General features: G+C 54.6%; 13 protein-coding genes. 4 read left to right on the top strand and 9 right to left on the bottom strand.

The genetic code is table 11. The features are described from left to right. A partial coding sequence (gene mscL / locus QZ554_RS06275) for a large-conductance mechanosensitive channel protein MscL (RefSeq protein ID WP_297195098.1) occupies positions 1-427 on the top strand: 427 nt, incomplete at its 5' end. A 97-nt stretch (positions 428-524) separates the two neighbouring features. Here the strand turns inward: mscL and QZ554_RS06270 are convergent. The 3 genes from QZ554_RS06270 to QZ554_RS06260 all read right to left on the bottom strand — a co-directional run bounded on the left by QZ554_RS06270 (position 525) and on the right by QZ554_RS06260 (position 5,641). Continuing rightward, the gene (locus QZ554_RS06270; protein WP_297195096.1) at positions 525-1,199 is read right to left on the bottom strand and encodes a YceI family protein; all 675 of its coding nucleotides are present in this window, start codon (positions 1,197-1,199) and stop codon (positions 525-527) included. 182 nt (positions 1,200-1,381) lie between these two features. Continuing rightward, the gene (locus QZ554_RS06265) at positions 1,382-3,355 is read right to left on the bottom strand and encodes a fructose-1,6-bisphosphatase (protein WP_297195094.1); all 1,974 of its coding nucleotides are present in this window, start codon (positions 3,353-3,355) and stop codon (positions 1,382-1,384) included. Between the two features lie 45 nt (positions 3,356-3,400). Beyond that, positions 3,401-5,641, bottom strand: coding sequence for an HD domain-containing protein (locus QZ554_RS06260; protein WP_297195092.1), 2,241 nt, complete (start codon positions 5,639-5,641; stop codon positions 3,401-3,403). Positions 5,642-6,389: 748 nt separating this feature from the next. On the opposite strand from QZ554_RS06260, the gene QZ554_RS06255 reads away from it, so the two are divergent. From QZ554_RS06255 to QZ554_RS06245, 3 genes are read left to right on the top strand one after another with little or no spacing between them, the layout of a single operon-like run. Continuing rightward, positions 6,390-7,367 (top strand): lipopolysaccharide kinase InaA family protein, encoded by a 978-nt coding sequence (locus QZ554_RS06255; protein ID WP_297195090.1) that lies wholly within the window; start codon positions 6,390-6,392, stop codon positions 7,365-7,367. A gap of 20 nt (positions 7,368-7,387) precedes the next feature. Continuing rightward, positions 7,388-8,920: a GH3 auxin-responsive promoter family protein gene (locus tag QZ554_RS06250; RefSeq protein ID WP_297195089.1), complete on the top strand. Its 1,533-nt coding sequence runs from the start codon at positions 7,388-7,390 to the stop codon at positions 8,918-8,920. Positions 8,921-8,932: 12 nt separating this feature from the next. After that, the gene (locus QZ554_RS06245; RefSeq protein WP_297195087.1) at positions 8,933-9,205 is read left to right on the top strand and encodes a hypothetical protein; all 273 of its coding nucleotides are present in this window, start codon (positions 8,933-8,935) and stop codon (positions 9,203-9,205) included. Between the two features lie 130 nt (positions 9,206-9,335). Here the strand turns inward: QZ554_RS06245 and QZ554_RS06240 are convergent, their stop codons facing one another. From QZ554_RS06240 to QZ554_RS06215, 6 genes are read right to left on the bottom strand one after another with little or no spacing between them, the layout of a single operon-like run. Then, the gene (locus tag QZ554_RS06240; RefSeq protein ID WP_297195085.1) at positions 9,336-11,630 is read right to left on the bottom strand and encodes a GH92 family glycosyl hydrolase; all 2,295 of its coding nucleotides are present in this window, start codon (positions 11,628-11,630) and stop codon (positions 9,336-9,338) included. A gap of 27 nt (positions 11,631-11,657) precedes the next feature. Continuing rightward, positions 11,658-12,080 (bottom strand): SufE family protein, encoded by a 423-nt coding sequence (locus QZ554_RS06235; protein WP_297195083.1) that lies wholly within the window; start codon positions 12,078-12,080, stop codon positions 11,658-11,660. Between the two features lie 40 nt (positions 12,081-12,120). Continuing rightward, a complete protein-coding gene (locus tag QZ554_RS06230; protein WP_297195081.1) occupies positions 12,121-13,122 on the bottom strand; it encodes a M28 family peptidase in 1,002 nt (333 codons plus the stop codon). Between the two features lie 13 nt (positions 13,123-13,135). Continuing rightward, positions 13,136-13,735: a nitroreductase family protein gene (locus tag QZ554_RS06225; protein ID WP_297195080.1), complete on the bottom strand. Its 600-nt coding sequence runs from the start codon at positions 13,733-13,735 to the stop codon at positions 13,136-13,138. 14 nt (positions 13,736-13,749) lie between these two features. Beyond that, positions 13,750-14,535 carry a TatD family hydrolase gene (locus tag QZ554_RS06220; protein WP_297195078.1) on the bottom strand — a complete coding sequence of 262 codons (786 nt, stop codon included), beginning with the start codon at positions 14,533-14,535 and terminating at the stop codon, positions 13,750-13,752. Continuing rightward, positions 14,535-15,527 carry a polyprenyl synthetase family protein gene (locus QZ554_RS06215; RefSeq protein WP_297195077.1) on the bottom strand — a complete coding sequence of 331 codons (993 nt, stop codon included), beginning with the start codon at positions 15,525-15,527 and terminating at the stop codon, positions 14,535-14,537. The genes QZ554_RS06220 and QZ554_RS06215 overlap by 1 nt, the downstream gene beginning before the upstream one ends. Between the last annotated feature and the right edge of the window lie 353 nt (positions 15,528-15,880).

Genomic DNA, 15,880 nt, shown 5'->3' with positions numbered 1-15,880 from the left:
GGGAAAGTTCATCCAAGAATTTAAGGAGTTTGCTCTGAAGGGGAATGTCATGGATATGGCCGTCGGTATCATCATCGGTGGTGCCTTCGGTAAGATCGTCACCTCTCTAGTAAACGATATCATCATGCCTCCCATCGGGCTCATCACGGGTAGCAGCTTCGACGACGCCAAGGTCGTCCTACGCGAAGCTCAGACAGATGCAGCCAGCGGAGAGGTCCTCAAGGAAGCCATCACCCTCAATTGGGGTAGCTTCGTACAGGCGACTGTAGACTTCTTCATCATTGCCTTATGTATCTTCCTTCTGATCAAGCTGATGAACAGCCTACGCAAGAAGCAGGCAGAGCAACCAGAGGCTCCAGCTCCTACGCCTGAGGATATCGAACTCCTACGTGAGATCCGCGATGAGCTAAAGCGTCGCGACAAGTAGTAGAGCTACTGAAATCCTCAAAAGTAAATAAGCCCCCTATCTCAGAGGAGATAGGGGGCTTATTTATTCTCTATATACACCAGAGCTGTCGGAGGACTTACTTCGTCTTTAGGACAAAGCTCAGTTCGATATCGTCATTGATGAACTTATCGCCTAGTCCCGTGAAGAAGCTCTTTGAGCCATACTTGACATTCCAGTCAGCACGATTGATCGTGAAGGTCTTGCTCGTGATCGTATAGGCTCCTGTGGTGGGGTCAGCTACGACGGAGGCGACGGGGATCGTGATGTTCTTCGTTACGTCCTTCAGCGTGAGGTTGCCCTGTAGCTCGGTCAGTTCCGTGGCCTTGATACCCTCAGCGGGGAGATTGGTAAGTTCGAAGCGAGCCTCTGGGTACTTCGCTGCATCGAAGAAGTCCTCACTCTCTAGATGCTGCTTGAGCTTGTTCCCTCCATCCTCGGGCTTGAGGTCTTCTACTATGATGCCATTCATCTGGATGGAGACAGAGCCTGCTCTGAGGACACCATCCTTGAGGTCAAGCTCACCCGCACTTACGGGGAGCTTACCATAGTGCTGTCCACCTGGCTTAAGGCCCTTCCAGCTCAGATAGGAAGCCGAGCTATCGACAGCTATGACTTGCCCTGCAGAGATCGTATTGGCTGCGACTGAGTCGCTGGCGGAGACTGCATTCTGTCCCTTCTGCCCCGAGCAAGCAGCGATCGCTAGGCTCAGGCTAAATAGTCCGAAGAGTGAGACCTTCTGAATCTTATTCATTGTCTATTATACCGATAAATGTATTATAAGTACAACGCAGGGAGCACTCATCCACTTAATGGTTAGTGTCTCCCTGCGTCTTCAGTATTATTAACAATGAACCTCAGTTTTGGTTCAGTTACCCAAGTCCCCAAGCTCTCGCACACCCTCATCCGAGGGGTGGGGGATCTGGGTGATAGAGTCTACTCCTTCTCCTTGATCAGTCCGTGGCGGTAGGCATAGAGGAGCTTCTTGAGCTCATCTACCTGATCCTTGAGGATGATCCCTTGGTCAGTGGCACGTACGAGGACACGATCCGTCGCATACTCCCTAACTACCGAGGTACTAGAGATGTCCTCCATATGCTCGATGGCCTCCTTCGTAGAGCTGAAGGGCTCATGCTTCACCAGATGTAGTCCTTGCGAATTGAAGATCAGCGTATAGCCTGCTATCCCAGTACTGGACTGATAGGCACGGCTGAAGCCACCATCGATGAGCATGAGCTTACCACCGGCCTGTAGAGGATGCTCTCCCTTGACAGCCTTCACGGGGACATGACCATTGATGATATGGGTATCAGTACCTGTTAGGCCAAACTCCTCTAGGATGCGCTCACACACCTCCTGCTCGACCCTATAGACATAGTAGTACCCCTTCTCCTCGTGATGTGTCTCCTTGTCTGCGATGAAATATCGCTCGAAGGTCGTCATCGCCGACTTATCGAAGAGAGGTGAGTCTGAGCCACACCATAGATACCAGAGGAAGTCCACAGCCTCAGCGTGCTCGATATGGTCAGACGAAGACCAGTGTGCACGACGTACGAGTTCATCGACACGATCCATCATCGCACGTCCCGCGTAGAGCTTCTTACCGATACGGATCTTCTTGAAGGTTCTATCCTCGTTGAGGGGGACTGAGGCATGGAAGAGGAGATTGTGGTTGTAGGTCAGATACATTCCTCCCTTCTTGTAGAGGAAGTTGATGTGGCTACGCAGCTTCTCGCTGTGCGTGAAGGAGTGCAGGAGCTTCTCCACGACCTCTGCCTCCATCTCCGTGAGGCGATAGGGATCATTAGGATCGATGGTGGGGAAGTGGGTATCCTTGAGTGGGTACGTCTTACCATCAGGGAGGGTGACCGTCCCTGCCCCTAGGTCTAGGCGGTGTAGGAGATCTCTATCCTCCATCTTGTACTCGGGACGGCGGGCGATGATCTGGTGCTCGAGCTTGAATTGTATGATAGCGATCGCCTTGTGCATCTGTCCCATCAGCGCTAGGCTCTTGTCGTCATACTTCTCATCTGTATCCCCGAGCTTCGGAGCGAAGGCCTTACAAGGATCCTTGCCATAGACCTCCATAGCTAGACGAGCTAGAGGGAGCATATTGATCCCATAGCCGTTCTCCAGTGTAGAGGAGTTGGCATAGCGCAGGGCGATACGTATCGCATTGGCCATACTAGCAGCATTCCCTGCGGCAGCCCCCATCCAGAGCATATCATGGTTCCCCCACTGGATATCCACGTTGTGGTAGGTCAGGAGCTTGTCCATGATGACATGTGCCCCTGGGCCACGGTCGAAGACATCGCCTACGATATGTAGGTGGTCGATAGCCAGCCTCTGTATAGTCTCACAGATAGCAGTGATGAAGTCATCGGCCTGCCCTGTCTCGATGATCGAGTCGAGGATAGCACCTACATAGGCAGATTTCTTGGGGTTCATACTATCCTCATGGGTGAGCTCCTGAGTGATGTAGCTGTACTGAGGGGGGAGGGCCTTGCGCACCTTGGAGCGTGTGTACTTCTCACTCACACGCTGGAGCACCTTGATGAGTTGGTTGAGCGTGACCTTGTACCAGTCGGTAGTGATAGCTTGCTTCTGTGCTAGTCGCTCTAGGCTTTCCTTAGGGTAGTAGATGAGCGTGCAGAGCTGGCGAAGCTCCTGCTCACGTATCTGCCCGGCGAAGAGGCTCTCCACCTTGGTACGGATGGTACCCGAGGCGTTCTTCAGTACATGGATGAAGGCCTCATACTCACCGTGTATATCGGCCAGGAAGTGCTCTGTACCCTTAGGGAGGTTCAGGATAGCCTGTAGGTTCATGATCTCGGAGGCTGCTGAGGCTGCGTTGGGGAACTGCTTGGATAGTAGCCCGAGATACTTTAGTTCTCTTTCTGTGATATCCATAGTTGTATCTGTTAATGTGCTTGCTGTATGCATATAGTGTTCTCTTTAGTGGCTGAGGAGCCCTGCGTGCTTGACACCCGAGGCTCCTCGTATCTTCTTAAGCAAAAGGGTCAATGCCTCCCTACGCTCCACATACAGAACGAAGGCTCCATGGAAGAGCCCATCCTCCGAGTGGATTGCATAGCTACGGAGCTTGATCCCGCTCTCCTTGCGGATGAGCGATGTGATATTGGTGGCGATAGCTAGCTCGTCACGCCCGACGACCTCTAGGCTCATGACCTGCGCCCGTCCCTCATCGCCGTTCCAGCGTGCCCCGATGATCTTGTGCGGGGAGTGGGCGAACATATCGGGGGCGTTAGGGCAATTGGTGCGATGCACCTTGATACCACGAGAGGTCACGAGCCCGAAGACCTCATCCCCATAGACGGGCTGGCAGCACTGGGCTAGGCTATAAGCCACACCCGAGAGACCTCGGTCTAGGATCAAGACCTCGGAGGAAGAGGTGATCGCAGGCACCTCGCCCTCTGCCTCGCTGTAGACGAAGCTCTCCGCCGAGCGTGATGCCCCCGCTGTCGGCTGTCCCTCTAGGGCGGAGGCTGAGTGAAGCTCCTGCTCGTAGAGGTTGAGGAAGTCATGGACATCTAGGCGATCTCGGGTGAGGTCACGGTAGAAGTCCGAGAGAGTCTTATAGCCCTTGCGCTGAGTGACACGGATGAAGGCTGCTTCCTCGAAGGGGAGCTTCCTATTCTTCATCCTCCTTCGGATCAGCTCCTTGGCCACACTGATACCCGCCTCCTCCTCGGCTCGGAGGAGCTGACGGATCTTAGCCTTGGCCTTAGGACTGACGACGATGGAGATCCACCCAGGCTTAGGGCTCTGCTGTGGTGAGGTGATGACCTCGATGCTATCGCCATTATTGAGCTGATGGCGCAGAGAGACGTTCTTGCCATTAACCTTACCCGATATAGCCCGTGCACCTACACGACTATGGATCATGAAGGCAAAGTCAAGGAGGGTCGCCCCCTGAGGGAGCTTGAGGATCTCACCCTTCGGGGTGAAGACGTAGATCTCCCGAGCCTTGAGGGTGAGGAGCGAGGACTCTAGCGTCTGACGCTTCTCATCCTCCTGCGAGGTATCTCGTACTGCCTCCAGAGCCTCCCGCACCGAGGCGAGGAAGTCATCCAGCCCATGCTCGCTACGTATGCCCTTGTACCGCCAGTGGGCTGCCACTCCACGCTCGGCGATTACATCCATCCGCTTGGTGCGGATCTGCACCTCCACCCAGCGGTTCTCGGGTCCGAGGACGGTAGTGTGGAGGCTCTCGTAGCCGTTGCTCTTGGGGATGGAGATCCAGTCCTTGAGACGCTCGGGGTTCGGGCGGTACATATCCGTGATGATGGAGTAGACCTGCCAGCAGACCTGACGCTCCCGCTCGAGGGGGACATCTAGGATCACTCGGATGGCGAATAGGTCATAGATATCCTCGAAGGGGAGCTTCTTCAGCTTGTTGTTAATAGAGCTGATGCTCTTGACTCGCCCCTTCATCTCAAAGGGGACACAGAGCTCTGCCTGTAGTCGCTCTCGCACCGGGGTGATGAAGGCTGCGATATAGGCATCTCGGGCTGCCTTCGTCTCACCGAGCTTGCGGGTGATGAAGCCGTAGGTCTTCGGCTGTAGGTAACGTAGACAGAGGTCCTCCATCTCCCCCTTGATGGTATAGAGCCCTAGGCGGTGAGCGATCGGAGCGTAGAGGAAGGAGATCTCAGAGGCAAGCTGTGTACGAGCCTCCTCCGTGTAGAAGCTCTTGGCATGGCGTAGGAGATAGAGGCGGTCGGCGATGATGATGAGCACGACACGCATGTCCTCAGCCATAGAGATGAGGAGGTTGTGAAAGTTCTCCGAACTGATCGCTTCCCTACGCATATAGAGCTCCGAGGTACGTGTCAGGAGCTGCAGTAGACGTACGACCTCCGCCCCATGACAAGACGTGATCTCCTCACTCGATAGGAGACCTTTGGCGAAGGGGCGATAGAGTAGGACGGCGAGGATCGAAGGTGCATCCAGCCCCAGCTCTCGAGCCACTAGGCAGGCGACCTCTAGCTGTAGGATGAGCCCGTGCATGCGGTGTAGTCCCTCATCCTTCGTCTCGAAGCAACCAGCCTCAACGGACTGAGCCAGCCAGGTGTAGGTCGAGCGTCTCTCCTGCTGACCGATCGTGGGCTGTAGTGCCTTCACTAGGTAGCGACTACATTGGTAGATCTGTCTCTTTTCGTCTTCGCTGAACATACACTTTGGATCCTTTTTGACTAGCTATTTAGTGACTAAAGATACAAAATCTACCTATCGAACACAAAAAGGCTAAAAACGTCCTACCCTGCCACCAACCCCAGCCTCTCCCCCCACAGCCTCTCTCATCCCTGCCTAGCTCTAGTCATTACCACCACCCGATGACTCCCCCCTCCCCATCTAACTTCCGATCCCATAACTCTCCAGACATCCGCCCTCTCCCCTCCCTAGCTACTAAATACGACCTCCTGTATACTCCACCCTTTGCCTCTTTGGGGATATTATTTCATAGCCAAGGGAGCCCTAGCTGCATCCCCTAGAGTGCCTAGACATTAGCCCCTAGGAGAGGTAAATAAGAGGGCCTACCGGGATGATACTTAGAGTGAGGTTGTGTACACGCGTGTATACTGTTGTGTACACGTGGGTACACTGTTGTATACACACGTGTATACTTATCCCTCCTAGGTAGGAGGTATTCACTTGGCATATCTACACTAGGACATAGGTACTTCTATCGTCGGCATATGCTCCTTGACGACCTTACCCTTGCTCTATGGTGATTTCATGCGTCAGCCCTGATCTTAGGGGGGAGGCTCTCGCCTAGTAGGGCTCTCACCTAGTAGCAGAGCGAGGGACACATAGCTCCACTGCGATGGGAGATAGTAAGGTCTTGGGAATGGGATGTGTAGACGTTCTTTGTATCTTTGCGGGGTATACAAAGATTTAGATTATAGATAAGATAGGCATCGTGACAAACTATAGGAGTGCCCTCCCCGAGGGTGTGGAGCTACTCAAGCGACTAGCACACTACATACAGAGAGCTGGTGATCCCAGTTCACCCATCGAAGGGGTCGTGTGTAGTGAGATCTACAGAGGACGTAATGTGCTCTACCGAATACAATGCCCCGAGGGGGACTTTGTCGTCAAGCATTTCGGTAAGCTGGGTTTCCTCCGCTCTACCTACTACGGATGGAGCAATAGCAGCAAGGCCCGACGCTCCTACCTAAATGCCCTACAGCTTCAGGTGATGGAGTTCCTGACTCCTGAGCCTATCGGCTATATAGAGACACATAGCCCTCTAGGGGCTCTCACTGATAGCTACTATGTCTGTCGCTATATCAAGGCCACAGAGGTGACACTACAGCCCTACGCTGCAGGGGAAGCCTATTCAGAGGACCTCATCCGTGCCCTAGGACACTACTTAGCTGAGCTACATGAGTGTGGGGTGATCCACGAAGACCTTTCCCCAGGCAACCTCCCCTATGTGCGGGATGAGATCACAGGGCGATACGACTTCTACCTCATTGATCTGAACCGCATGCGCTTTGCCCCTTATCCGCTATCTCCTCGTGAGAGCATTCGTAGCCTAGAGCGTCTCTTCCATTCAAGACGAGCCTGCGCTACACTCGCCGAGGCCTATACAGAGCGAAGGAGATGGGAGTTCGCACCCTTCTTCGAGGCGCTCGAGAAGGCTTGTGACCGATTCTGGCTACGCCGACTCCCCAAGCTTGCCCTACGCTACTCCACGAATACCTATGGGCTCACCACCCGCAGGTACTTACGTCTCTATGATGGGTATCTGTGGACACGTCACATACGGCATCTACTGCCTGCCTCATCTCTTCGGCAGAAGCTCTTCGAGCGAGAGGAAGCCTTCTATCAGCGCTACCTACGGGCAGAGGATGTACGCAGGAGCTTAGCTCGTCGGGAGGGCTATACTCACTAACCCACTTAGGACTAGACACGATGGACATCAAGACCAACCTCATCTACCAAATAGCCAAGCTACGGCTACGTAAGATAGAGGGATATAGTAGCCAAGCAGAGTGGCTCCAGCTACGTCAGTTACGTCACATCCTCGACCGCTCCTCTCGGACAGAGTTCGCCCGAGAGCTTAGTCTCTCGAGGCAGACCAACTACCGCACCTACACCGAGCGTGTCCCACTACAGGACTATGAGGCCTGCAAGGGAGACATCGAGCGTATGATGCGAGGGGAGCGGGATATACTCGTCCCCGGCACATGTAGCTGGTACGCCAAGTCTAGCGGTACGACGAGTGACCGCAGTAAGTACATCCCAGTCCCCTACCTCCACCTACAGCAGTGCCACTACCGAGGTGGAAGCGATGCGCTATGGATCTACCTCAGGAACTATCCGGATAGTCGCTTCTTCTCCACCAAGGGGCTCGTCCTAGGGGGAAGCCATTCCCCTGTGTCTGTAGGTAGCGGAGCGAAGACGGGTGACCTAAGTGCCATCCTCGTCGAGCACATGCCGCTCCTCGGGGAGCTCCTCCGTGTGCCCTCCAAGAAGACTCTCCTCATGGGCGAATGGACAGCAAAGATGCAGACGATCGTCCGAGAGGTAGCACGTGCCAATGTTGGGAGCCTATCAGGCGTCCCCTCCTGGATGCTGGTCTTACTCAAGGAAGTACTTGCCTACACTGGAGCAAAGGACATCAGCGAGGTCTGGCCTTCGCTCGAAGTCTTCTTCCATGGTGGAATCAGCTTTAGCCCTTATCGGGAGACCTATCGAGAACTGATCCCCTCTAGCCGAATGCGCTACGAGGAGACCTACAATGCTAGCGAAGGCTTCTTCGCCATACAAGACGACCCGAGGGAGCAGGGGATGCTGCTGATGCTTGACTATGGGATCTTCTACGAGTTTGTTCCTATGAGCGAACTGAGCGAAGACCTCTCTTCCCTCCGTGCCATCCCACTCTGGGAGGTAGAGCTAGGACGAGACTATGCCCTCGTCATCTCTACCCTAGGAGGGCTCTATCGCTACATGATCGGAGACACGGTACGCTTCACCTCGTTGGCTCCCTATCGAGTCATCATATCTGGCCGTACGAAGCATTACATCAACGCCTTCGGAGAGGAGCTCATGGTGGCCAATACCGACGAGGCAATCTCTCAGGCTTGCCAAGCTACGGGGGCACAGGTCTCGGACTATACGGCTGCCCCACACTTCTTCCTCGAGCAGGGGAAGGGACGCCACGACTGGCTCATAGAGTTTAGCCGAGCACCAGAGGATACCGCCCTCTTCGCACAGATCCTAGACGATCAGCTCCGTCGGCTCAACTCCGACTACGATGCCAAGCGGTATGAGGATATGACCCTCTATCCCCTACACCTAGAGCTAGCCCCCACAGGGCTCTTCCATAGCTGGCTAGAGGGGCAGGGCAAGCTCGGCGGACAACACAAGGTGCCTCGCCTCTCCAACAGCCGTCGCTACCTCGAGGAACTCCTTGCCCTACGAGACAACACCCATCTCAGCTAATAATCCCCCGATATGAAACGTATACAGATCCGCCTAGCCCTTCTCCTACTCTACATAGCTGTGCTGGGCTACTTCTTCTACCCCACGGGGTCGTCACCTCTTGAGGGTGAAGGGCTGCGCTGGACACTCACCTTCTGTGGTGCAGGACTTGTCCTCGCTGTGCTCTACCTCATCCTACGCTACCGAGAGCGTCGTCGCTCCCAATATGACTATGGGTATTACCCCAAGGACAAGAAAGAGGACGAGAAAGAGGACGAGAAAGAGGACAAGGAGCGTAACCGCTAGGAGCCGTAGCTTCTCCCCTTCGCCTATCTAATAGGAGACGAAAAGGTCAAGAGCCGTACTCGGGATGATACCCGAGTACGGCTCTTGACCTTTTATACCGCAGTGGATTGTGCTTAGCTATGTCTACACCTTAGCTCCTTGGCTTGGGGCCCATGACGATGACGAGCTTACCCTGAGGACGGAGTTCATCGTGGGTGAAGGTTAGGGTCTTCGTGATGTCACGTCCGTTGATCGTGGCGGACTGCACGTACTTATTCACCTTGCTATTGCCCTGCACTTCGATAGTGAATGTACCCTTGGGCAGGCTAAGAGTAGCACGATCGACTAGTGGACGACCGATCATATACTCAGCCTTACCAGGGCAGACCTGGTAGAAGCCGAGTGCACTGAGGATATACCATGCTGACATCTGCCCGCAGTCCTCATTGCCAATGATCCCGTCTGGAGTAGGCTTATAGAAGTGATGCAGTACAGTGTCTAGGATCGCTTGCCCCTTGTGGGGAGAATCGGTATAGTTATAGAGATAGGCGATGTGGTGGCTAGGCTCGTTGCCATGCGCATACTGCCCGATGAGCCCCGTTATATCGCCCGACTGCTCTGCCCCATCGATACGAGAGGAGGTCGTGAAGAGGGTATCAAGGTTAGCCTCTAGGACACTCTTCCCTCCCATGAGAGCTAGGAACCCTGTCATATCATGTGGAGCATAGAAGCTCCACTGGTAGGCATTACCCTCGGTATAGTCACTCTTTGCATGAGCAGAGTATCGGGGGTTGAAGGGTGTACGGAAGGTGCCATTACCCATCACAGGACGCATCAGACGAGTCTCCTTGTCCCAGTAGCGACGGTAGTAGAGGCCACGCTTGTCATACTCCTTCATCACTGAGTCTAGGCCTGCTTCCTCTGCTATACGTGCTATACACCAGTCATCATAGGCCATCTCTACACCCCAGCTTACACTCTCAGGGATAGAGTCCGCAGGGATGATGCCATAGCGTTCCTTGTAGTAAGGGTGACGTGTGATCAGGTCTAGCTCACGTGTGCCAGCGAACTTCTGCGCAAGATCCTCTCTATAGATAGAGCTACGCTGTGCAGCCTCTGTCCAGTGGCGGAGGTTCTCTCCCTTAGCGATGCCCTTAGCCACGAGGTCGGCGAGGACACTGACCGAGTGATAGGCGGGCATACACCCTGTGTAGTTAGAGGCAAGTGGCCAGCGGGGCAAAATAGTCCCCTCATCATAGTCACTGACGAGACTACGGCCATAGCGCAGGGCTCGATCGGGATCAATGATCGTGAGCAGTGGATGTAGTGCACGATAGGTATCCCAGAGGGAGAAGACTGTATAATGGCCATCACGTGGATCTGCATTCTTGTGTATCGCCTTGTCCATACCTCTGAAGGATCCATCGACATCCTGATAGTTATATGGGGCGATATGGGCATGGTAGAGGGCTGTATAGAAGTTGCGAAGTACGGCCGTATCCTGCGTCTCTATCTGTATCTTGTTCAGCACCTCTGCCCATACGACTCGGCTATCCTTGTGTACCTGATCGAAGTCCCAGTGGGGGAGCTCCGCCTGTAGGTTCCGCTCTGCTCCCTCTGTCGAGACGGGAGAGATACCCGTCTTCACGAGGACGGGCTGTGACCCATCAGGTAGGTAGATATGGAGCTTGAGATCAGAGGTATCTCGCTTGAGAGCTGTCCCAGAGCTGAGGCGTCCCGCCTGCTTACCATCCCGATACAGTACTAGGCTATCTGCGGGTAGACTGAGATGAATACTATAGCTCAGCTCGTGATGCTCTGCCCAGCCCTTGGTATAGAATGTACCCTGGATCGTGGAGTCATTCACCAGATAGAGGTCATTAGCCACGACAGAGTGCCCCCAGTTGGGCTGTAGGATATGCCCGAGGTCTAGGAGCAGACGTCGCTTGGCACTGTCCTCATAGCTTGCTCTCAGGAGACCAACTCGATCTGTGGAGGTTAGCTCTGCCCGTATACCGAAATTGCTTAGTCCGACAGCGTAATAGCCAGGAGAAGCGGTCTCTGTCCCCTTATCAAAGGTAGCGATAGGCCTTAGGCTATCCGTCCCGCTATAGGGTAGTAGAGCGACATCCCCAAGATCCCCTACCCCCGTCCCCGAGAGGTGTGTCAGACTGAAGGCATAGATCACACTATCCGTAGCGTGGTAGCCACTGCTGGCATCCCAACCTAGGAGGTGTGTATCGGGGCTGAACTGTACCATCGCATTCGGACGGGTAGCTCCAGGGAAGGTATGCCCATGCTCTCCTGTACCGATGAAGGGATCGACAAAGGAAAGAAGCCGCTCATCCACTGTCCTCCCCGTCATACGCGGGGAGCAGGAGGGGGTGAGGGCTAGGGTCAATAGAGAGAGGGCTAGCGAGCCCACGACGAGCTTTGGTGGCGTCATAAAGAGGAACGATAATATAGAGGGCGATTATGACTGCTGAGCGAAGGCTGCTGCAAAGAGGCGCATCTGGCGAAGCATCGAGACAAGCCCATTAGAGCGCGTCGGAGATAGGTGCTCCGAGAGACCTATTTCCTTGATGAAGTAGAGGTCTGAGTCGAGGATATCCTGTGGCGTCTGCCCATCCAGCACACGCAGTAGGAGGCTTACGATCCCCTTGACGATGATCGCATCACTCTCCCCTCGGAAGTGCACCTTGCCCCCCTCATAGGAGGCTGTTATCCAGACCCGGCTCTGACAGCCCTCGATGATATTCGTAGGGGTCTTATCGCTCTCGGGTAGGGGCTCTAGTGTATTCCCCAGATCGATAATGAGGGCATAGCGATCCATCCAGTCCTCTAGGGCAGAGAACTCCTCGATGATCTCGTCTTGTATTTCGTTGATTGTAGACATTCTATATTTTCTTGAGTACAAGAGTTGCTCCGATAGCCTATCAGAGCTCCTCACGGATAGTAGTCGAGACGGTCTCTCCGACGGCTCGGAGTGTCTCGACGGAGATGATATTCATATCATCATGTGTGGTATGCCAGTGACTACCAAAGCCCGTGGCACGAGTGGGATCAAAGTTAATCACATCGACACATGGGATACCTAGGTGTCGAATGACGGGAACGTGGTCATCCGTCATCGCACCACCGTTAGCCTGGACAAAGTACCCTCCCCAGCCCAGCTGTGCAGCAGTACTCCATAGGGCTGAGAGGATAGGACGGGCATACTCCCTAGAGAGTGTCTCCCAATAGAAGCGTGCTCCCTGCGCTCCAACCATATCGAGTAGGATGCCGTAGCGAGCCTTATACCCAGGGGTATGGGGGTGCTTAGCCCAATAGGTAGACCCTAGGCACCAGCTATCATCACTGCCACTCTGTCCCCCATCCTCGAGGTCAAAGAACACGAAGTCGATCGCACGCTCTGAGCTCTGCAAGCTCTCCTGTCGTGCTATCTCCAGCAAGACCGCTACCCCACTAGCCCCGTCATCGGCACCAAGTATAGGAGTGGACTGAACGTAGGGATTAGGATCTTGGTCGGCGACTGGGCGTGTATCCCAGTGCGCCATCAGTAGGACTCGCTCACCGCTCTCCTCAGGGTGACGTGTGGCGATGATATTCGTCCCGCTGATGTCCTTGCCATGGTAGTCCTTGCCCTCGAAGGGCTGGAGGGTCACCTTATATCCCCACTCCCTCAGCTTGCTCTCAATCCAGCTAGCGCAGGCACTATGAGCAGGAGTACCCGGCACACGTGCCCCTAGGGATACCTGATGCGTGAGGAAGCTATAGGCGGAGTCTACCTCGAAGGGGGAAGGGGTACGTCTCGTCTCCTCCTTATCCCCTGTAGTATCGGCGGTCTCGGCCTTGCTCGTACTCCCTCCGCACCCTACTAGGAGTGAGGGGACGAGGAGCGCTAGGAGACCTAGGCGCATGAGCGGTCTCATCTGCATAGTCTGATTCATCTTAGAAGAGGGAGGGCTTGTGAGGCTCCACGATGAGCTCCTCGAGAGGACGCTTGGGGACGTGGTGTCGTCCCTCTTCGTCCCGCCAATACCTCACCTCCTCGGGGTTACGAGCCTCCTCGAGGACGATGGTCTCGGCAGGCTTACCTAGGGCGATCACAGCGTTGATCGATAGATGGGTAGGAAGGTTAAACATACGAGTTATATCTCCCTTGCCATAGCCATGGAAGATACACATCCCGTATCCAGCGTCTGTAGCGAGCATACCCAGGGCCTGAAGCTGTAGCCCCTCGTCAAAGCGTCCTGAGGGTGCTAGTGTCGTATCCAGTAGCTGGATGAGATAGGCTCTCGGGCGTTCGCCCACTGCAGGGCCATCCCAGTCGGGGAGCATAGCTGCCCAGTGCTGTAGGGCAGTGATCTGGTTGCACTCCTCGGGGTCTGTCACGATGATATACTTCAGGGGTTGAGCATTGCGCATCGAGGCTGTGTAGCGTATGACATTGAGCCAACGCTTGATCTGAAGAGCCTCAACGGGCGTTTGCTCATCGAAACGGCGGCACGTGCGATTCTGCTTGATTAGGGTTTCTAAGATGTGCTGCATAAGTAGAAGGTAGTTTATAGTGTAGGTAGGGCAAAGAGCCGACGTGCATTCTGGCTCGTTACCTCTGTAAGCGTATCTATGTCTATGCCGTAGCAGTCGGCTACGAACTGGGCTGTATAGACGAGGTGACTGGGCTCGTTGCGCTTACCTCGCTTGGGCACGGGGGAGAGGTAAGGGGCATCGGTCTCTAGGAGCAGTCGATCGAGAGGGATCCTCGTGATGTAGTCCTTGAGGGAGCTATTCTTGAAGGTTACCACCCCATTGATACCGATATAGAAGTGTTCGAAGCTCAAAGCCTCCTCGAGCTCATCCTCCGTACCCGTGAAGCTATGGAAGACACCACGTAGCTCCGGAAGAGCAACTGCCCTCAGGGTCTCGAACGCGCGAGCAAAGGCATCACGTACATGTAGGATCACGGGGAGCGAATAGCGGTCTGCCCATCCGAGCTGTCTACGGAAGACCTCCACCTGCTCGGCTTCGTATGTCCGATCCCAGTAGAAGTCAAGCCCTATCTCCCCGATCGCATAGACAGAGTGATGGGCGAGCTGCTCCTCCAGATAGGTCAAGAGGGTCTCGTAGTCAGCCCCCACGGAGGTAGGATGAAGGCCTATAGTCGGGTAGAGGTAGTCGGGGTGAGACTCGACGAGGCGAAGCATACGCTCCCAGCTTACCTGATCGACATTAGGCAAGACCATCTGACGTACACCTGCCTCTAGGGCTCTCTGGAGCATGGCCTCTTGATCTTCATCGAAGGCCTCGTCATAGATATGCGTATGGCTATCTATTAAGGATCTCCCCATTAGCTCTTCCTCCCTGCTAAGGTAGCGAAGAGCGTGAGGAGAAGATCACGTCCCTCCTGGCTCAGAGCTAATGGCTCTAGGAGCGAATAGGCACGTGCGGTGTGTGCCTCCACTGCCTGAGTAGCATAGGCTCGCACCCCGACTCGCTCATAGAGACTACGTACGTGGGCGACCTGCCCTCTTCGCTCCTCGGGGCTAAGCTCTAGGATAGCACGAAGCTCCTCCAGCTCGCTACCACGGAGCTGCTCTAGGGCATAGAGCAAGAGCAGCGTCTTCTTGGCATTGATGATATCGCCACCGATGGGCTTACCAAAGGTCGCTTCATCGCCATAGACATCAAGTAGGTCATCCTGTATCTGGAAGGCAAGTCCCAGCTCCACACCCGCCTCATAGAGGCTATGAGCGGTCTGGCTATCTGCTCCTCCGATGAGAGCACCGATCTCAAGCGAAGCCCCCAGTAGGACGGAGGTCTTGAGCCGTATCATCTCCATATACTCTGCCACCGTGACCTCCTGCCGTAGCTCGTACTCCATATCCAGCTGCTGCCCGATACAGACCTCCATAGCCATCTTGTTGAAGGAAGCCAGGAGAGCAGGCAAGAGCCCCTTGTCCTCCACCTCTGCTAGGGCGGTGTAGGCCTCGATGCTCATAGCATCCCCCGAGAGGATGGCCGTATTGTCCCCCCAGCGACGGTAGACCGTCTCCTGTCCTCGTCTCAGGGGAGAGCGATCCATGAGATCATCATGCAGGAGGGTGAAGTTGTGAAAGACCTCTAGGGCAACAGCTGCAGGGAGAGCCCTCTGCCACTGCTCGGTGAAGCAACGGGCGGCGACACAGCAGAGTAGAGGACGCAGACGCTTACCTCCGAGGCTAATCGTATAGTGAATGGGGGTGAAGAGGCCATGCGGTGAGCGGTGCTCCCAGGAGCGGTCACTCAGCTTCTCTTCGAGGGCTCGGTGCATACCGGCCAAGATATCTTTGGGTGATGACATTGATCGTATAGCTTACTCTCGACACACGAGAGGGTACGTTAGCACTTGTTCATCCACGAGGGGTACTAAGGCTCTTCACTAAGAGTCCCCATCCCCTGTGACTAAGGCAAAGATACAATTTATACACCTATTCCCTCCCCCATCCGCCCAAGTGCAATGGGCTGATAGATGAAATCACTAGAGACCGAAGGCAAAGTAGTAGAGGAGCATACACCACAGATAGAGGCATCTGTCCCTAGTCGCAGACTTACCAAGCGTAGAGCTACTACCTAGGGGTGAAAAGTATACACGTGTGTATACAATAGTGTACTCACGTGTATACATCTGTGTACACGCGTGTACACTACCTCGCT

It is taken from the genome of uncultured Porphyromonas sp. (assembly GCF_915070105.1).
Taxonomy (GTDB): domain Bacteria; phylum Bacteroidota; class Bacteroidia; order Bacteroidales; family Porphyromonadaceae; genus Porphyromonas.
Note: the sequence above shows the minus strand (reverse complement) of the source record. Positions and strands in the feature narration are given on the sequence as shown.

What these genes read in the sequence shown, in the direction of transcription:
- QZ554_RS06270 (WP_297195096.1), bottom strand. Translation starts at nt 1,199, where the DNA reads ATGAATAAGATTCAGAAGGTCTCACTCTTCGGACTATTTAGCCTGAGC.
- QZ554_RS06265 (WP_297195094.1), bottom strand. Translation starts at nt 3,355, where the DNA reads ATGGATATCACAGAAAGAGAACTAAAGTATCTCGGGCTACTATCCAAG.
- QZ554_RS06260 (WP_297195092.1), bottom strand. Translation starts at nt 5,641, where the DNA reads ATGTTCAGCGAAGACGAAAAGAGACAGATCTACCAATGTAGTCGCTAC.
- QZ554_RS06250 (WP_297195089.1), top strand. Translation starts at nt 7,388, where the DNA reads ATGGACATCAAGACCAACCTCATCTACCAAATAGCCAAGCTACGGCTA.
- QZ554_RS06245 (WP_297195087.1), top strand. Translation starts at nt 8,933, where the DNA reads ATGAAACGTATACAGATCCGCCTAGCCCTTCTCCTACTCTACATAGCT.
- QZ554_RS06240 (WP_297195085.1), bottom strand. Translation starts at nt 11,630, where the DNA reads ATGACGCCACCAAAGCTCGTCGTGGGCTCGCTAGCCCTCTCTCTATTG.
- QZ554_RS06235 (WP_297195083.1), bottom strand. Translation starts at nt 12,080, where the DNA reads ATGTCTACAATCAACGAAATACAAGACGAGATCATCGAGGAGTTCTCT.
- QZ554_RS06230 (WP_297195081.1), bottom strand. Translation starts at nt 13,122, where the DNA reads ATGCAGATGAGACCGCTCATGCGCCTAGGTCTCCTAGCGCTCCTCGTC.
- QZ554_RS06225 (WP_297195080.1), bottom strand. Translation starts at nt 13,735, where the DNA reads ATGCAGCACATCTTAGAAACCCTAATCAAGCAGAATCGCACGTGCCGC.
- QZ554_RS06220 (WP_297195078.1), bottom strand. Translation starts at nt 14,535, where the DNA reads ATGGGGAGATCCTTAATAGATAGCCATACGCATATCTATGACGAGGCC.
- QZ554_RS06215 (WP_297195077.1), bottom strand. Translation starts at nt 15,527, where the DNA reads ATGTCATCACCCAAAGATATCTTGGCCGGTATGCACCGAGCCCTCGAA.